This window comes from Lachnospiraceae bacterium oral taxon 500 (assembly GCA_002999035.1).
Classification (GTDB): domain Bacteria; phylum Bacillota; class Clostridia; order Lachnospirales; family Vallitaleaceae; genus W11650.
In genome coordinates, this window is record CP027241.1 from 3,026,107 (window position 1) to 3,043,512 (window position 17,406).

15 protein-coding genes are annotated in these 17,406 nt (G+C 42.0%); all 15 read right to left on the reverse strand.

Features of this window, described 5'->3' with window-relative positions:
• Positions 1–23 precede the first annotated feature (23 nt).
• The 15 genes from C3V36_13845 to C3V36_13915 all read right to left on the reverse strand — a co-directional run bounded on the left by C3V36_13845 (position 24) and on the right by C3V36_13915 (position 17,291).
• On the reverse strand, positions 24–854 hold the full coding sequence (locus C3V36_13845; GenBank protein ID AVM70236.1) for a DUF3737 domain-containing protein: 831 nt from the start codon (positions 852–854) through the stop codon (positions 24–26).
• The gene (locus tag C3V36_13850; GenBank protein AVM70237.1) at positions 844–2,211 is read right to left on the reverse strand and encodes a hypothetical protein; all 1,368 of its coding nucleotides are present in this window, start codon (positions 2,209–2,211) and stop codon (positions 844–846) included. The genes C3V36_13845 and C3V36_13850 overlap by 11 nt, the downstream gene beginning before the upstream one ends.
• A gap of 23 nt (positions 2,212–2,234) precedes the next feature.
• Complete coding sequence (locus C3V36_13855) at positions 2,235–4,232, reverse strand: PTS beta-glucoside transporter subunit EIIBCA (GenBank protein AVM70238.1); 1,998 nt, start codon at positions 4,230–4,232, stop codon at positions 2,235–2,237.
• A gap of 231 nt (positions 4,233–4,463) precedes the next feature.
• A complete protein-coding gene (locus C3V36_13860) occupies positions 4,464–5,249 on the reverse strand; it encodes a BtpA family membrane complex biogenesis protein (protein ID AVM70239.1) in 786 nt (261 codons plus the stop codon).
• Positions 5,243–6,208 (reverse strand): initiation factor 2, encoded by a 966-nt coding sequence (locus C3V36_13865; protein AVM70568.1) that lies wholly within the window; start codon positions 6,206–6,208, stop codon positions 5,243–5,245. The genes C3V36_13860 and C3V36_13865 overlap by 7 nt, the downstream gene beginning before the upstream one ends.
• 15 nt (positions 6,209–6,223) lie before the next feature.
• On the reverse strand, positions 6,224–6,952 hold the full coding sequence (locus C3V36_13870; protein ID AVM70240.1) for an amidohydrolase: 729 nt from the start codon (positions 6,950–6,952) through the stop codon (positions 6,224–6,226).
• Between the two features lie 9 nt (positions 6,953–6,961).
• Positions 6,962–7,696 (reverse strand): metal-dependent hydrolase, encoded by a 735-nt coding sequence (locus C3V36_13875; GenBank protein AVM70241.1) that lies wholly within the window; start codon positions 7,694–7,696, stop codon positions 6,962–6,964.
• Positions 7,697–7,708: 12 nt separating this feature from the next.
• Positions 7,709–8,464 (reverse strand): GntR family transcriptional regulator, encoded by a 756-nt coding sequence (locus tag C3V36_13880; GenBank protein AVM70242.1) that lies wholly within the window; start codon positions 8,462–8,464, stop codon positions 7,709–7,711.
• A gap of 87 nt (positions 8,465–8,551) precedes the next feature.
• Positions 8,552–9,391 (reverse strand): PTS mannose transporter subunit IID, encoded by an 840-nt coding sequence (locus C3V36_13885; GenBank protein ID AVM70243.1) that lies wholly within the window; start codon positions 9,389–9,391, stop codon positions 8,552–8,554.
• Positions 9,391–10,146 (reverse strand): PTS sugar transporter subunit IIC, encoded by a 756-nt coding sequence (locus C3V36_13890; protein ID AVM70244.1) that lies wholly within the window; start codon positions 10,144–10,146, stop codon positions 9,391–9,393. Before C3V36_13890 ends, C3V36_13885 begins: the two co-directional genes overlap by 1 nt.
• 30 nt (positions 10,147–10,176) lie before the next feature.
• On the reverse strand, positions 10,177–10,671 hold the full coding sequence (locus tag C3V36_13895) for a PTS mannose/fructose/sorbose transporter subunit IIB (GenBank protein ID AVM70245.1): 495 nt from the start codon (positions 10,669–10,671) through the stop codon (positions 10,177–10,179).
• A 352-nt stretch (positions 10,672–11,023) separates the two neighbouring features.
• The gene (locus C3V36_13900) at positions 11,024–11,941 is read right to left on the reverse strand and encodes a DUF4299 domain-containing protein (GenBank protein ID AVM70246.1); all 918 of its coding nucleotides are present in this window, start codon (positions 11,939–11,941) and stop codon (positions 11,024–11,026) included.
• 70 nt (positions 11,942–12,011) lie between these two features.
• Positions 12,012–13,817: a hypothetical protein gene (locus tag C3V36_13905; protein AVM70247.1), complete on the reverse strand. Its 1,806-nt coding sequence runs from the start codon at positions 13,815–13,817 to the stop codon at positions 12,012–12,014.
• 186 nt (positions 13,818–14,003) lie between these two features.
• Positions 14,004–15,875: a bifunctional metallophosphatase/5'-nucleotidase gene (locus C3V36_13910; GenBank protein ID AVM70569.1), complete on the reverse strand. Its 1,872-nt coding sequence runs from the start codon at positions 15,873–15,875 to the stop codon at positions 14,004–14,006.
• Between the two features lie 255 nt (positions 15,876–16,130).
• Positions 16,131–17,291: a YibE/F family protein gene (locus C3V36_13915; GenBank protein ID AVM70248.1), complete on the reverse strand. Its 1,161-nt coding sequence runs from the start codon at positions 17,289–17,291 to the stop codon at positions 16,131–16,133.
• Positions 17,292–17,406 lie beyond the last annotated feature (115 nt).

Below are 17,406 nucleotides of genomic sequence, written 5' to 3' on the forward strand. Positions count from 1 at the left end.
GTTACCGCTGCAATGTCAGCCGTCTATCCGACAATTACTTCACCGCCAAAAGCGTCGCTTTCCCGAATAACCTCCCCGACCGCCGGCACAAAAATACGTCCGGCCAATGGGTTTTTAATACTGACTACCGGCGTGGTGATCGTTGCTTCAACCTCTGATCGTTCAAAACACAAATCCGCATCCTCCATTTGGCAATGAAGTAAAGTCAACGCCTGACAATAGCAAAACGGCTGCGTCCCGATAATCCGGCAGTTTTCAAAGGTAACATTTTCGCAGTACCAGGCCAAATATTCCCCTTTAACGACGCTATTGCGTATGGTTACATTTTTGGCATGCCAGAAAGCGTCCTTGGTATCCAGCTCACAGTCCTCAAACAGCGCATTTTGAATATACTGAAACGAATATTTCCCCTGTAGGCGTACCCGGCGAAAAGTCAGGTCCTCGGCCCGCATCATAAAATATTCGCTTTCGGCGGCTGTATCCTCCATTTTTAAGTTCCGCGTCGACCAGCCAAACTCCGGCGAAATGATCCGGCAGTCCTTCATCGCAACCTGTTCACATTCACGCAAAGCCTTAATGCCGTGCAGCTTTGAACCGGTGATTTCAATATCACTCGAATACCAGAGTGCCGCCCGACACAACGGTGTCATTTCCGAATTGCTGATTTTCAGGTTTTGAGCATGCCAAAAGGGATAGCGCAGATTAAAAAAACAGTTTTGCGCCTGAATATCACGGCTTTCCTTTAAGGCGCTTTCCCCGTCAGCCGGGCCATCAAAAGCACAATCCCGCAAGACAATCCCTTCCCGGCCGTACAGCGCCCGCTCTTCATCAAATGCTTGCTTTTCAATTATCATCTTTTCCGCGCCTTTCTTTTATAAGTTCCGACTCCCCGGCCGGCAGTCCGGTTAAGCCTTTCATTTGATAAACTATTCCGCTTAGCCCGGTCAGGCCAAAGCTGATTTTCTCCGTCTGCGGATAAAAACGGGTACTAAGCACCGCTTCGCCGTCATTTAAATAAATTTCCAAGCTGGAGGTATCCGCCAAAATTCGTATCTTTCGGCAGCTCTCCAATTTCAGCCGACGTGTTCCCCGGCCGCCGCCCAAAGTCCGGTCATCAAAGCGCAACTGAAAAATACCAGCCGCATATTCCAAGGTCAGCTGCCGCTCCAGCGTCAGACTAAAATCGCCGGTCACCTCCGCTTCAAAATCAAAGGGCAGCGCCATCTCCGTTTCCGCTCCGTCTGCCAGCGTTTTCGCTTCTTGCCTCAGCCTCTCTAACTCTTTAACCGGATACTGCGCCAGCCGTCCATCCGCCAAAACCGTCAACACCCGCGGCACGGTCAGACAATGCTGCCAGCCCAGCTCTGTTGTCGGGTTTTGATAATCAATATCGGGCAGACCCATCCAGCCAATTAAAATCTTTCGACCGCCCGGCGCATCAAAGGTTTGCGGCGCATAAAAATCAAAGCCGTAATCCCATTCATAAAACTCATTTTGATACAAATAACCGGCCTGATAAACATTTTGCCGGCAAAATTCCTGCGATTCCAGCCCCTGCGGCGAAATGCCCAAATATTCCCGGCCATCTAAGTCAAATCGGTCAGGACATTCCCACATATAGCCAAAGTTTGGCAGGGAAAATTGGCCGTCATACTGCCATGCCTTTAAATCCGCTGACACATAGGTCAGGACGCAGCCCTTGTCATCTCTGGTTCTGGCCCCCAGCACCATATAATATTTGCCGTCCGCCTGCCACAGCTTGGGGTCGCGCACATGGCAGCTGCAAAAGGCGGGATAGTCCTGATTGCGCAGCACCACTGTCTTTTCACTCATTGTCCGGCCGTCCGCCGTACTGACCCGAATGACATTGGCTCCCCGGCCGGTCAGAATATAATCATGGTCCCCCGGCTCTTTGACATTGCCGGTATAGAAAAGATACAGTACACCGTCTTTTTCAAATGCGCTGCCGGAATAAACTCCGTCCCGGTCCTCGGCAATATCCGGCCGCAGCACCGTACCGGTAAACTCCCAGTCAAGCAAATCGGGGCTTTGATAATGCCCCCAGCATTTTTTCCCTTTGCCCTCGGCCGAGTCCGGCGCGTATTGAAAATAAACATGATAATTCCCTTGATAAAAGCACAAGCCGTTCGGGTCGTTCAGCCACCCCTGCGGCGGTTCTAAATGCAGCTTCTGCCGCCAGTTTTTACCCATGCCAGCCTCCGTTTCCATTCTTCTTATTTTTCCAAAATCAAGAGCTGATCCAGCGCCGCTATTTGCCCTTCCGCCGCCGGCCGAACTGCCTGATAGCTGTCGGAGTTGGCTATTACTACCGGTGTGATGGTTGAATAGCCCTTGCTTTCAATAAATGCCTGGTCAAAAGTAATCAGCAAATCGCCCTTTTTCACCCGGTCGCCCTCTTTCACATGCGCTTCAAAACCTTCCCCCTCAAGTGCCACCGTATTCATACCGATATGCACCAGAAGTTCGGCGCCGTTATCCAGCTTCATACCGACCAAATGTTTGGTATTAAAGACTGTCGAAATCACTCCGTCAGCCGGAGCAAGCACTTTGCCTTCGCTTGGCTGAATTGCTGCTCCCAGTCCTAAAATACCATTAGCAAAAGTTGCATCCGGCACATCCTCCAAAGCCACCACCTGACCGCTGAGCGGTGATAAAATAGACTCGGCTGTTACTGCCGGCTGTTCTTTGACCGCAGCTTTATTTTCCGCTTCAGCCGCAGTCGTCTTACCGCCGGTACTGCCAGCAGCCGCATCTTTCCCCTGAGCGCCAGTATTATCTGCGCTTGCTGCTCCTGCCGCAGCGGATTTTTCCGGCTCGCCCGTTTTTTCCGTTCCCGCTTCCGCCGCTGTTTGATCCCGATAAATCAGCCAGGTGCAGGCAAAAGCGACCGCAAACGCGACCAGCATGACAATAAAATATTGCCATAAATTATGAGTGGTAATCAAAATGCCAAACAGGCCGGTAATGCCGTAAGCCGTAGCACTGACCTGAAGCAGGCCGGCAACTAACGCTCCGGCAGCTCCGCCGACACAGCCGGCTAAAAACGGCCTGAAAAATCTCAAATTCACACCGAAAATGGCCGGCTCGGTGATACCCAAAAAGGCCGACAGCGAAGCCGGTAACGCCAGTGATTTTTGCTTGCGGTCTTTGGTTTTCAGAGCAAAGGCCAATGCCGCTGCTCCCTGCGCGACATTAGCCGCTGTTGCAATCGGCATCCAGATATTAGCGCCGTCCGCGCTTAAAAGTCCGGCTTCTAAGGCATTATACATGTGATGAATACCGCCGACCACCGTCGGGGCATAAATTGCTCCGCACAAAGCCGCGCCGATTCCGCCCGGTATGGCAATCAACAGCTTAACCGTCGAAAAAATACCATTTTCCAAAAAGCTGAACACCGGCCCGAACACGGTCAGGGTCAAATATCCCGTCACCATTACCGTCACCAGCGGCGTAACAAACAAATCAATCATTTCCGGAACCAGCTTATGAAGCTTCTTTTCGATCATGCTCATGAACCAAACCGCAATCACCACCGGAATGACATGTCCCTGATAACCAACTAAATTAATCTTAAACATCCCGAACCAAACCGAGGCCGTCGGCACGCTTTCGGCCGCCGCTACATTCCAGGCATTCATCAGCGCCGGATGAATCATAATCATACCAATGACCGTTCCCAAGAATTGGTTGCCGCCAAAGACCTTAGCCGCGCTGATGGCAATTAAAATCGGCAGAAAAACAAAAGCGGCGTTGGCAAACAAACTGAAAATCACATAGGTATCACTCTTCGCCAGTTCCGGCGCCAGCTTGGAAAAGCCTTCCAAAAGACCCATTAAAAGACCGCTGGCCACAATGGCCGGAATAATCGGCACAAAGATGTCGCCCAAAGTCTTAATCGCTCTAGCGTACCACGGTGCCTTGGCCGTTGCCGCCTGTTTGATTTCTTCTTTGGTGGCGGCACTGATACCCGCTTCTTTGATCAACTCATCATACACCTTATTGACCGTGCCGGTTCCAATGATGACCTGTAACTGGCCGGATGACTCAAACACACCCTTCACGCCATCAATATTTTCCAAAACGTTTTTTTGGATCTTGTCATTGTCGGCAATCACCAGCCGCAGTCTGGTCGCACAATGTGCCGCACTGACAATATTACTCCCGCCACCGATTGCTTTTAAAATTTCCGATGCCGATTTTTTATAATCCATAGAATACCCTCGCTTTCTTAGCTTCTACTATACTGCATTTCACCCGCTTTGTCTATTGGTAAATTTTGACTTCCCCGTCTTTTTTGCCAATAAAAAATGCAAAAACACCTCATCTCTGTTACAATTAAAACGTAACATAAAACCAAAACGAAAAGAGTGTTTTTGCATGATTAATTATATCGGAGTAGGATACTAAGTAAACCTGGATTTAACTCTATTGGAAAGTCAAATCTACAGACTTTTTGCTTTTTCACAAAATGCTTTTGCTTTCTTGTAGTCAATCGGATTTCTCATATTACCATTTTTTATCCATGTTCCCACACTAACTCCATCAAAGACTGTTAGAATTTCTGATATATTCTCTAATGTGGCGCCCGAACTCAATAAAATCGGGAAATTATTGCCGACCACATGCCTTACCTTTTCCGCCATATCTACACTCTCTTTTGTGTCTTTACCCCCCACAAATATCCCATCAGCAAATGCATTTTGAACTAAATCTCTTGCCGCCTCTGTAAGTGATTTCTTACCAATTTGCTCATAATGAACTTCGTGAATATCAGCATATACCGGAACATCTGTGTTAATCTTTTTTCTAAACTCGCAAATATCTACACATTGCGCTTCCAGCAAACCGGCATAACCAACTTCCACTCCAGTGAAAGTATGCTCAATTCGAACGAAATCAGACCCTACGGCATCGGCTACAGCCAACGATGCAACTCCATCCCAATTCACAAGAATTCCTTGAATCATTTTGGGATATTCTCTTTTCAGACTACAAGCTAATACTGTCATATATGCAATATTTTGGGGCTGTGCATGCTGCTTAACAGGCGCATCATTTCTGTTTTGAATAATGTATCCATCATAACCACAATCATATAATATTTTTATCTCCTCAAGTGATCTTTCTATAATTTCTTCAATTTTCATCCCATTATTTAAATAGCTGCCCGGACACGGCTCCGGTTGAATCATTGCTAAAATAACCGGACAATTTTTTTTAGTCAACATATTTTTTCCTCCAACCTTTCGTTATATGATATCGCTTCTTGATAAAAGGCATGACTGGGTATAATGCCTTTCTCTGTTATAATCGCCGACAAGTACTTACTCTCAATTTTAACTAATTTAATGCCCGAAAAATCAATGCCTTCTTTCTCTTTATCATTCCAATCTTTTGCCAGCCTGATAGAGTAGTCAAATTCCATAGGTGCAAGTTTTGTGTATCCATACACATTACGAACGTCTATTTTAATCATTGGCGAAATGGCATAGAGTGGAATATTGCATTCTTTACAAAGAATTGCAAGTATATCCGTCCCAACAGTGTTAAATACAGAGCCATCAGGATATATTGTTTCTGCCCCAATAAATGCCGCTTGGGCTTTTCTTAATTGCACAAACATAGTTGTGTCCGGAATGAAATGGACATCATGATGTCCTCTGACAGCAGTTTTTAAGAAAGGCTTACCACCATCAAGCGCTCTGCTTTCAGGGATATAAATCCTTTTCTTTTCCGCCAATTTTTCAACAAACATATCTACCGTACTTGAATAATCAAATATCATAATCGTATCCATCTGCTTACAAAGAGCGGCCGCATATTCTGCTGATTTTTTAACATTTGTAATTAAAGTAGTCTCATAGCTATTAATCATATCAACAATCGCACGTCTATCAAGAAATTCTTTATGTGCCAATTTGGGCGAAATACTTATTAATAATTCACTGATTGCATTATAGATTGCTCTACTATTTTGCCCCCTTGTTTCCTTAAAATAATTCGCTACAATCTCCACCTTTTGTTTCGCAACTTGAATATCATTCGTTTCATCCTGCACAATTGATGCCAATATTTTACATATTAAATTTGTTTGCTTACTCGCGCCTAATATTCTGCTGTTGACAATATCATCAAATAATTCAACTGCACCATTTGACAACTGATTACGTGCTTCATCTTTATTTATCATAATAATCCGCCTTTACAAACTTAAGAATTCTTCAACATTTTTATGGAATAGTCTTTCTCTAAACGTCTCTGGTAGATTCAACATATCAAATGTATCAATTGAACATTTAGTGAATTTGTGCGGATAATGACTTCCGAAAAGAAAATATTTCTCAGGTATAGCAGCAAAAGCTCTTCTTAAAATCGGAAATTCATACATTCCCGATGTCTCATCCCACAAATTCGGAGTTTCTTGCACTAATTTAACGCAACTATAGCCGAAATCAGTTGTTCCCATGTGAAGCAATACCATACGCATATCAGGGTGTTTTTTTGCATAATATGCCCATTGAGCCGGTGCTGTTCTATGTCCCCATCCCGTAAAAACATTAACCGGCATATTGGCTTCTGTCGCAATATCAATTATTTCATCAATATTAGGACAAACTTCCGGGAAATAACAATGCTCCATGGAATCCAATTCAATCGTTCTGAAATAACCTGATTCCACAACTCTGTTCATTTCCTCTATACAATTTCGTTCTTTGGGATTAATCACAGCACTGCCAATAATCCGATCCGGATGTTCTTTTACCAATTTCATCACTGCATCATTTTGTTCTTTAATCGAATACCCATACAGGGCAGAAACAACTCTCATACTAATTCCGTTTTCATCCATATCTTTGAGAAGTTCTTCACCAAGATATGAATCCGTTTTTTGATCCCAACCCAGATGAGCATGATAATCAATAATTTTCATACGATTCCCTCACTTGATTTTTTCCCATAACAATTCCGCATTTTTATAATATATATCTGCATATTCAGATTCAGTTAGATGTAAAAGTTCGAGTTTTTCCAATTCAATATTTGTTGGTTTATATGGCCAATCTGTTCCCATCAAAATCTTTTTTGACCCTAATACTTCGACAGCTTTCTTTAAAATGTCAGCTTCTTCATTTGCCGAAGTTTCAACCCAAATATTCGGAATATCTTTTATTGCTTCTATGCAACTATAACCAAACTCTCTTCCGCAAATATGTGTGAATACAAAACGCATATCCGGTCTGCGTTTTGCATGATCAATCCAAATAAAAGGTGTACACAGCGGACTTGCTCCACCATGAATTTGAATATGCACTCCATATTTACCTATTTCATCTATTACTCCGGTCAGCTGAGGGCAATTATCTACAGCATAACCATGTTTCCACGCAAAAAACTTTACTCCGTTCATCCCCATTGTTCCAAGGGTGCGTTCAATTTCTTCATATGCTTTTGGATCCTTTGGATTTATATCCGCATATCCTTCTATAAAATCCGGATACTTACACATTGCATCATATACAATATTATTTTGTTCTATCATGCTGTTTCCCGAGGTACAGCAAATACCAACCTTAGATATACCAAACGAACTCAACTGTTGAACTAATTGTTCAACACTATTGGGGTCTCCGGCAGTTGTTTGTCCCAAATGAGAATGAAAGTCATATTTTTTCATTATATTTCCCCTTTATTTTCTTTCTCTAACATTCACGATATGAATAAAGTATTTGTATATTTCTCCATTATATGTATTTTGAGAAAATTCCACTGCGTTTCCATCAACATCATATGTAACTCTTTCTTTATATATAACCGGTTGATTATCGTTAAGAAATAAATCTCTCTTTATTACGGAATCTGCTATTCTCGCTTCCATCGTTTCATCTGCACTTCCCAGTTTTATTCCTTTACTTTCTAACAAATCATACAAAGAAGTTTCCGAATTAAAATTGCTTTCCGATAATTTAATGCCTAATTGCGTCGAAATATATGTGTCATTTATTCCGACAATTCTTCCATTTTGAAGTCGTATTCTTTTTAAGTAATACACTTTTGTTCCCACATCGATTCGAAGCATTTGAGCAACATGTATTTTTGCATCCACAACTTCAAACTTCAATATTATTGAACCAGGATTATCTCCTCTTACTCTGGCTGATCCCCCAAAACTAGTGAAATTCATTAGATTCCTCTCTGTTTTGGGAAAAGCCACAATGGTAGCCGCTCCTCTTCGTTTCTTCAAGTATCCATCATTTTTCAAATCCATTAAAGCCCTTCTTACAGTAATTTGAGAAACATGATAGAATTCAATCATTTCTTTTTCAGACGGAATCTCTTCACCTGTTTTCAGTATTCCGTTTTCAATTTGCTCTTTTATATGTGAGTAAATTTGTTGGTATGCTGGCACACCTATGTTCTTAACAATTCTAAATTCTTCTTCCATTACCTTTTACCTTTCCGATCCAACATTTGGGAAAATATAATTAATGGCAGTAGGAAAGGCATATTCGCCTTTCCTACTTTCATCTTTTTAAATGATAATCCCCAGAGCATATAAAATAACACCAACCACCATAACCCCAAGAATTAACCATACTGGTGAAACTTTCTTTTTTTTCAACAGCCAATAACAAATTAAAGTTGTGACTAACGGTAATAAATTGGGCATTAGCCCATCCAATATTCCTTGCAAAGCAATTGTTGTTTCACCTGATGTAAAACTCAATGGAGTTGATACCCAAACAAACGCCGAAACCCATCCGCCAATGACTATACTTGCAACAATACCCGCATACCTGGTAATTTTTTGTAATAATCCGCTGTTTTGAATCATATCAACTAAGGCAAATCCTTTTTCGTAGCCTTTATGAATTCCCAAGTATCGAATTGTTTGCCCAATACCAGCCATAATTAAAACAAAGAGTATAGAACCTAATGGACTCGTATAATTTGAAGCTGCAATCATTGAAACCGCCAAACCAGCAGCTAAGGGTCTCAGTGTTCCATGATACAATGAATCGCCAATACCTGCCAACGGTCCCATTAATGCAGATTTTACTGCATTAATACTATTTTCATCAAATTCATCTTTTTTTAAAGCATTCTGTTCTTCCATTGCCGCAGTAATACCAAGCACCAAATGTGATACTCTTGCCTCTGTCAAGAACAATTCTGTATGTCTTTGATATGCCTTTTTCTTATCTTCTTCATTACTATACACTTTTTCAATAACAGGCATCATACTAAATACAAAACCCGGCGCTTCTTCTTTTGTATAATTAAACCCGCTCACAAATCCCTGTGATTGCCAGAAAAATCTATTTAAATCCTTTTTCGTCAATAATCTTTTTGTTTCGTTTATTTCTGACATTAGTTTTCTCCTTTCACTAAATCAATTTTCTTATCCAGCATATATGTAATAACAACCACAATACCTGCCACAACTGTACATCCAATTTGGTTGATTCCTAAATAACTTGCTGCAAAGAATCCTAACGCGAAAAATACCCACAAATTTTTGAAATTTAATGACACCAATAATAAAGCTAAACCAACTGCACCAATCATTCCTCCAGCTGCACTAATTCCATTTATTATTGTAGAAGGAATAAAATCTATAATTGCCTGAACAGCATCAGATCCAAAATAAACAGCTAAAAATACCGGAACAGCAAACAGAATCAAATTAAAAATGTTTGGTAAAATCAACGAATTTAGAACAATACCTTTACGATCCATTCTTTCTACTGCCTTTTCAAGTTGTGTGCCTGTCCAACCACACAAAACAATATTTCTTAAATACATGCCTGTTTGTCCAAGAATTGCTATTGGAATTGCAGTGGCTAAGGCAATTTCCGTACTTCCTAACAAACAAGCAAATGCAGCAGCTAATATTGTACTGAATGTTTCTTCCGGTGGTAATGCCGTTCCTACGAATACTTGCCCTAAGAACATTAACTCAACAATACAGCCAACCTGTAATCCAATTGAAAAGTTTCCCATAATCAATCCGACAATACAACCTGCGACTACCGGACGATAAGTATATAATTGCATACAATATTTATCAATGAATGTAAACCATGTGAATAAAGCTAAAATAATGCACCTAAACAACAAACTCATAATTTTCCCCTTTCTTTTAATTATTATTTGCTAAAGTCCATTTTTAGTCAATAAATCCATGCCATCGATACTTTTATCATTAGGAATCGCTCTTACATCAAGCTTTATTCCCATATCATATATTTTTTTTAAATATTCAACGTCTTCCGGTTCAACAAATATAAACTGTAGTAATTTTTTTCTTCCCTTTTCCGACTTGCTATTACTAATATTTCCGACATTAACCGACTGAACACTTACTCCTTTTAATAATAATTCATACGCACATTTTGGATTTCTTACAATTAACAATACCGCCTCCTTGATTAATGGATCATTTAATGTTTTTGCAGCGTCTTCAATACTGTTAATTATTAGTTTTATGCCTGAAGGAACAGCAAACTTCAGCATTGTTTGTTGTAATGAATCTTTTGCAGCTTTATCATCTGCAACCATAATTGTGTTTGCTTTTGAGTCACTAATCCATGCTGTAACAATCTGACCATGGATTAAACGATCATCAATCCTCATATGATTGATTTGCATATCTTATTGTCCCTCCTTCCTTAAAAAATAAACTCTCAGAATCCCTGTACTTATAACACGCGTACAACTTGTTATACTTTGTTATGCTTTATTATAACTTATTATACTATGTTTGTCAATGATGTTATAAATTTTTTTGTAATTTTTTATAAACATTACTCAAATTCCCATACAACACTTTTGTATATAAAAAGTGGCGAAAGCTTTTAATATAAAGCTTACCGCCACTTTATCTTTATTTAAATGTCTTAGATAGGATTTTCACCCGCTTTGTCTATTGGTAAATGAGGCTAAGTTTTTCTTTTTCGGTTGCGGTTCGGGCAAGCATACATACACAGCAAAAATGTACCGGCTATTCCAAAAATCCAGCCATTTCCTCTTTGCTCAGTCCTGACACCACGATATAACCGCCGTCTAAGAAGGAATACTTTTCCGGGTCTAATTTTTGGATAAAGCTGTCATAATCCATTTCGCCCAAGGCATAATAACTTTCCGGGTCATCTTCATCTTCATAGCAGACCAGCGTCAGCAGCCACTGGCTGACTTCCCGCTCACCCAGCATTTCCTGATTGTCGTATTCGACATAAGGCTGATAGGGCAAAATCGTCGGCAACTCCTGCGTCAGCGTGTAATTGCCGATAATGCTGTCATCCTCTCTGTTAATATAAAACTGCTGATTGGCAGAATATGCGTCCGTATACTGGGTTCTGTGCACCAATTCCTCAAAACGGGTCAGCCGGTCGGACGAATTCAGCAACTCCTGTGCCAAATTTCGGTCAATATAAACCGGACGGAATACACCAAAAATAATAGAGCTGCCGCTTTCCAACGCCTGCTTGCAAAAAACCTCAATCCCATAAGTAATATCATGCTCATAATCAAATGCGGTGATATTTTCCGCCGTAAAAGAAACGCCGTCCTCTTTTATAATCGGGCTCCCCAGTTTTCGCGCCAAAGCCTGCATAAAGGTAATCGCGAGCCGCCAGTCCGCCGCTGCCGCCGGCGTATTGACTCTGACATTGTAGGCTTTTTCCTCCTCCTCATAGCCAATCTCAAAGCCCCGGCCGCTTTGCCCGTCAATCCCGACCACCAGACATTCAAACCGGGATAAGGGCGAAGCGTAAAACTCTTCAAGGGCAAAATCCTCATCCGTTTCATCAAAACCGAACTGTATCAAGCCCTCTACCAAATCCAGACATTCTGCCACCGTCAGCACCGGTGCCTGACCGGCTCCTTTTTTCTGATTGTTAATATGAAACACTACACTCATTGCATTTTCCTCCCTATATCTATTGCCCGGCCGCCTGCCGGGATGTAACACTTTTTTGCCGATCGGCGCGTTACTCGATCGGAATCAAGATCGAAACAGAAAAACCGGTTTCAGCCGGATTGAGTACCAGACCATAACCGCTGCCAAAGTACAGGCGAAGGCGTTCATGCACACTGCGCAGGCCAAACTTAGCGCTTTCCCCCATCAATTCTTCTAAGTCCTTACCGCCACAGCCCGCTCCGTCATCCTCCACCCGAATCTCCGCGCGACCGTCCAAGCGGCGGGTACTGATTCGAATTCGGCCAAAGCACTTGGCCGGCTTAATGCCGTGATAAATGGCGTTCTCAACTAAAGGCTGAATACTCAGCTTTGGGATCGGCGTGGCCAGCAATTCTTCTTCAATCTCAATGGAAAAATCAAAAATATCGGAATAGCGGTTTTTTTGAATCAGCAAATAATTCCTAACGCCGTTGATCTCCTCGGCCAGCGCAATAATTTCCTGGCCGCCGCTCAGTGCCACCCGATAAAAATCAGCCAGCGCCTTGGTCATATCGCCGGCTTCTTCGCTTCGGCCCATACTGCACAGCACATAGATCAAATCCAAACTGTTATATAAAAAATGAGGCTTTATCTGCGCCTGAATTAACGAAAACTCATACTCCCTTTTCTGTCTTTGCTCCGCCTGAACATCCTGCAATAAAGCTTTAATCCGGCCAACCATTTCATTAAACGCCAGTGCCAGCCGACCGATTTCATCCCGTGAACGGTAAGTGCAAGCCACCTCCAAATCCCCGCTCTTAACTCCGGCCATATCCCGCTCCAGCCGTCTGACCGGATCGACAATAATCTTCGCTAGAATTTCTGCGCAGATAATTGACAGGGCGCAGCACAGCAGCGCCGTCAGCATAATATATTTCATCAAACGGAAATGATCGGCCAACAGCTCGTTCATATCCGATTCCGTCATCAACACCCAATCAAAAATACCAATCGCATATTCGGAAAATAATTTCCGGCGCCCCTCTTTTTCTCTTTCATAAAAAACAATCTCTTCCTGACCACCGATTACCGGCCGCCCACTTTCCCGAAACAGCATCTGCTCATCTCCCGAAGAAACCACCTTGCCCGCCTGCGTGACCGATATAGCCATATCATTGGCATACTTGCTATGATAAATGGCCGAGATTGTTTTTTCTTTAACATATAACAACAGAATCCCCATCCGGTCATGGGTGTCGATCTGAATAACTTTTCTGGCCAAGACCAGCGCCGGTTCCATTTTTTTCCGAGTCAAAATATCAATATCACTCATTGGATACCATTGGGTCAAAGTCGGGCCGGTCAAATCTGCCCTAATCTGCTCAATATGGATTTCTTCTAATCCCCGGTTACCGGTTTGAATCACATTGCTGTTCTCATCAATAAAAACAATTCGGTCTATCCCCGGAAACATTTGCCGGGCAATATCCAAATTATTGTCCACGCCGTGATAAAACTTGAGCTGCCGAATACCGGCCGGTTCATAGCGCAGCAGCGCCAAAACGCTGTTAATGCTTAAGTTCAGCATTTCCGAACAACTTTCGGCGTTTTCGATGACCGAATTTATTTGATTGCCGATCAGCCGGGAGTTTTCAGCGATATTATTTTTGGCCGCCGAAACAGCCGCGCCGGTATAAATCGAATTCGCCAGCCAAAGCAGTGCTCCGATCGGAAAAAGCAGCAGCAAAATATAAGCGGTTACAATCTTCTGCCGAATCGCCAGATTTTTAAAGATTTGCTTTAATCTTTTCACTGCTCTCCCCCTCGCCGTTCTAAGGCCATATTTCATTATTATCAGCAGTTCCGGTGCTTTGGCTTGCCGCTCAGACCGGCACATATTTATGCCAGGCCAATCTTTTTATATCTCGCTGAATCACCGGCGGCTTGCCTAGCTGCATCTTTTGAACTTATCCGATTCCGGCCTAAAATTCGAATAGGGAACGCCGATCGAGGGTGTTCCCTATCGATAATTTAAATATTCCGTTCCGCCATAATTGGTTTAATTATCCCGGACAATGACAAGTCACGCTGCGTTCAGTAATTCCGTGATTACCGAGATCAGTCCTTCTTTGATCAGTTCATGGATATTAATGGATTTAACATTCGGGGTTCTGCCGTCCTGCGAACGCGGAATCTTAATCTTGCCTTCCCGAATCAAATCATAAATTTCTTCCTTCCGGCTGTCATTCAATCCCGGCGCACCGATAATTTTCCAGTTATTATCTACCTTCGGCCCGATCTTTCCTTTGCCAACTTCCTGAATATACTGCGCGATCAATGTCCGAATGCGGCCATTGTCCTGATAAATATCATAGGAATCATAGTAAACATCTTCTTTGGTTGCCAGTTTCAAGTTCACCAAAGTACCGAACCGATAGTTGTTGACCGCCAGTTTATAGATTTGATCATCTTTAATCGGTTGGCCATTTAACTTCAAGTTAGTAATTCTGCTGCCCGGTTCTTTCGAAATATCAATGTCATAAGTCACTCCGGCAAACATATCATAGTTATAGCCCCTGATATTCTCATTGAAGCTGACGGTCACATCGCCATCTTTATAAGTGTTATAGTATCCGGCTGACCATTCCATATATTTCTTCAGTTTTTCACCGGTAATATTGAGCCCCATTAAAGTATTGGTATATTTATAAATATCCGCAACATTTTTCTTCTTAAATTCACCTTTTTTCAGGTTCATATCATTTTTAAATGCCGCTGCCGCACTGACATCCGCTTTGGTGTAATATAATTGTACTTCATTGATCAAGTCAATTAAAGCGGTATCTTCTACTTGAGAAGTAGGCATTGTCGTGACTTTATCTTTGCCGGTAATATAGTCAACTTTGCTCAGGAAATCGTCCGTAATTTCACCAATTACGGTATTGGCGTCTGCAATGGATTGCTTGTGAACAAACTCGTATTTTTCCAGAACGGCCTTATCTTCTTCGACTGTTTCTGTCTTAATGTTTTCAGTCACAACCGATAAGACTTCTACGCCTTTTTCTCCTTTTTTCACTTTAATATCCGCTTTTGCCAATGCCCAGCCGTAAGCACCCGGTTCAATTAACTGCACTCCGTTTACTTCCTTTTGGTATCTGGAATGAGCATGGCCGCCAAAGATAACAGCAAATTGAGGGAACTTTTCGGCAATCTTTTCAATTCCGTCAAAACCATGTTCGCCTTCCGGTCCGATATGATAAGCTCCAACCAGAATATCATATTGGCCTTCCAGTTCTTTGATGGCCTTTTCGGTTTCTTCCGTGATATTCTGGAAAGTAAGGCCGGCAAAGTGTTCGGGAGAGCTTGCTTCCCACAGCGGTATATGCGGCGGAATCATACCAATTACCGCTACTCTTATGCCATTGATATTAAACACCTTATGTCCGTCAACAAAACGGTCCTTTGTTCCTTCTTTATAAATATTGGCGGATAAGACCGTTCCTTTAAAAGCTGCAATATTTCTTTCCAGGAAAGATTTTTCAAAGTTGAACTCATGATTTCCCAGCGCCCAAACATCTACTTTCAGGTCATTCATGACTTCCACCATCGGATGTACCGGCAAATCATTAAATAACTCGGCGCTGTTGTCCTGAACGGTATCACCGACATCCATCAGCAATAAGTTCGGATTCTTTTCTCTCTCCGCTTTTATCAAAGTAGTAATTTTGGCAAAACCGGCATCTTTATCCTCTTCATCAATAGCATATTCGTAAGCATAAATACGACCATGCATGTCAGCGGTTCCCAAAATAGTAATCGTTTCCTCTCCCTTAGGCATTTCCGGCGCCGGCTCTTTTTCTTCCTCTTGTGCCTCGGGAATCTCCAAAACTTGTCCTGTATAGATTAAATGCGGATTCTTCAAATTATTATGTTTGGCTAAAGTTTGATAGTCCATGCCATATGCTTTAGCAATTTTCCATAACACATCTCCGCTTTGGACGGTATAAGTTTTTGCAGATACGTTTACGGAAGTAAAAAGTAACAACATCGCCAAAATAATTGCAAGTTTTCGCTTCATATAATGCCTCCTTTTACTTTACATTAATAAACCCCATTGCCTTTCGCTTACTTTTTCTGTAAACCTTCCTCCTCTCCTTTCCCTTTCATTTAGAAAAAGTAAAACCTCAACTCTGCACGCAGAGCAAAAAACTTATAAACTCTTCCTTCTTTTTTTCAAATATAACATACATGCCATAAATGCTGTAAACGGCACCGTCAGGACAATACCGATACTGCCGGCAATTCCCTGGACGACTTCGACTGCTATAAAAGGTAAATTGCCGATTTGGCGCAGGCTCATATTATACCCCCACAGCAGCATCACCAGACTGAACGAACCTCCCATAAAAGCCAATATCAAAGTATTAGCCATTGTTCCCATGATATCTTTGCCGATATTCATTCCTCTTTTAAATAATTCCTGAAAAGCGATAGCCGGGTTTAATTCATAAATCTCCTGCATGGAAGAAGAAATTGACATTGCCACATCCATAATTGCCCCCAGAGAGGCAATTAAAATCGAAGCATACATTATCCCTTTGACTTTAATTTGGTAATCCAGAGCCATATACACAATCTGGCTGCCTTTTTCCAAATTGACCACCGAAACCCTCGTCAAATGACTAAAAATAAACGATACCAAACCGGCCGCCAAAATACCGCAAATTGTACCTAAGATAGCAACCAATGTCTTTTTTTCAAAACCGCCTATCACCAAAAATGAAACGACCAATGCGATAATTGCACAAATACTGGAAACCGGCACCGTGGAATAACCATGAAAAATCAAAGGAATCAAGACAAATATCAAAATCGCCGTGGTAAAAAGCAGGGCAATAATTGCATGGACACCTTTTTTGCGGCCAAACAAAATCAAAAGCAGAAAAAACACTGCAACCAGTAAATACAGGTAAGTCTGCCTTTTATGATTATAAACCCAAACTCTGGGGCCATCTTCCGCTTCCCGAACACCGACGATTACATGCATCCCCTCGGCCGCATAGACCGTATGGCTCAGGTCGATAACATTCACGGTTTCCTGAACTAAGCCTTGATATTTACCGGTCAGCACCTCCACCTCTACTGTTTGCTTGCCCGTAAAAAAACCTTCAATTACCGCATCTTCCTGAATCTCTTCTGCTTTTATTTTCAAAATCTTGGCTTCTTCAAAGTCCTGATTATAATAATCCGGCTTGGGCAAACCCTCTTTTAAAAGCGGCGAAACTGCCGCCATGACCACAATGGCAGCCATCGTAATCAAAACGAAGATAAAATGATAAATCTCCTTTGCATTGACCTTCTGCCCCTTCACAAAATCCTCCCCTAATGAAAACCGAAGTTTTCACAACTCTTTTTGTTAATCGCTTAACTTTTTATTTTATTATAACTCTTTCCGGTCTTATTTTCAATGAATTTCTATTCTTTTC

Coding starts and splice junctions, on each gene's coding strand:
- C3V36_13910 (AVM70569.1), bottom strand. CDS start 15,875: ATGGACTATCAAACTTTAGCCAAACATAATAATTTGAAGAATCCGCAT.
- C3V36_13870 (AVM70240.1), bottom strand. CDS start 6,952: ATGAAAATTATTGATTATCATGCTCATCTGGGTTGGGATCAAAAAACG.
- C3V36_13880 (AVM70242.1), bottom strand. CDS start 8,464: ATGGAAGAAGAATTTAGAATTGTTAAGAACATAGGTGTGCCAGCATAC.
- C3V36_13860 (AVM70239.1), bottom strand. CDS start 5,249: ATGTTGACTAAAAAAAATTGTCCGGTTATTTTAGCAATGATTCAACCG.
- C3V36_13905 (AVM70247.1), bottom strand. CDS start 13,817: ATGTGCCGGTCTGAGCGGCAAGCCAAAGCACCGGAACTGCTGATAATA.
- C3V36_13875 (AVM70241.1), bottom strand. CDS start 7,696: ATGAAAAAATATGACTTTCATTCTCATTTGGGACAAACAACTGCCGGA.
- C3V36_13885 (AVM70243.1), bottom strand. CDS start 9,391: ATGTCAGAAATAAACGAAACAAAAAGATTATTGACGAAAAAGGATTTA.
- C3V36_13845 (AVM70236.1), bottom strand. CDS start 854: ATGATAATTGAAAAGCAAGCATTTGATGAAGAGCGGGCGCTGTACGGC.
- C3V36_13890 (AVM70244.1), bottom strand. CDS start 10,146: ATGAGTTTGTTGTTTAGGTGCATTATTTTAGCTTTATTCACATGGTTT.
- C3V36_13895 (AVM70245.1), bottom strand. CDS start 10,671: ATGCAAATCAATCATATGAGGATTGATGATCGTTTAATCCATGGTCAG.
- C3V36_13900 (AVM70246.1), bottom strand. CDS start 11,941: ATGAGTGTAGTGTTTCATATTAACAATCAGAAAAAAGGAGCCGGTCAG.
- C3V36_13850 (AVM70237.1), bottom strand. CDS start 2,211: ATGGGTAAAAACTGGCGGCAGAAGCTGCATTTAGAACCGCCGCAGGGG.
- C3V36_13855 (AVM70238.1), bottom strand. CDS start 4,232: ATGGATTATAAAAAATCGGCATCGGAAATTTTAAAAGCAATCGGTGGC.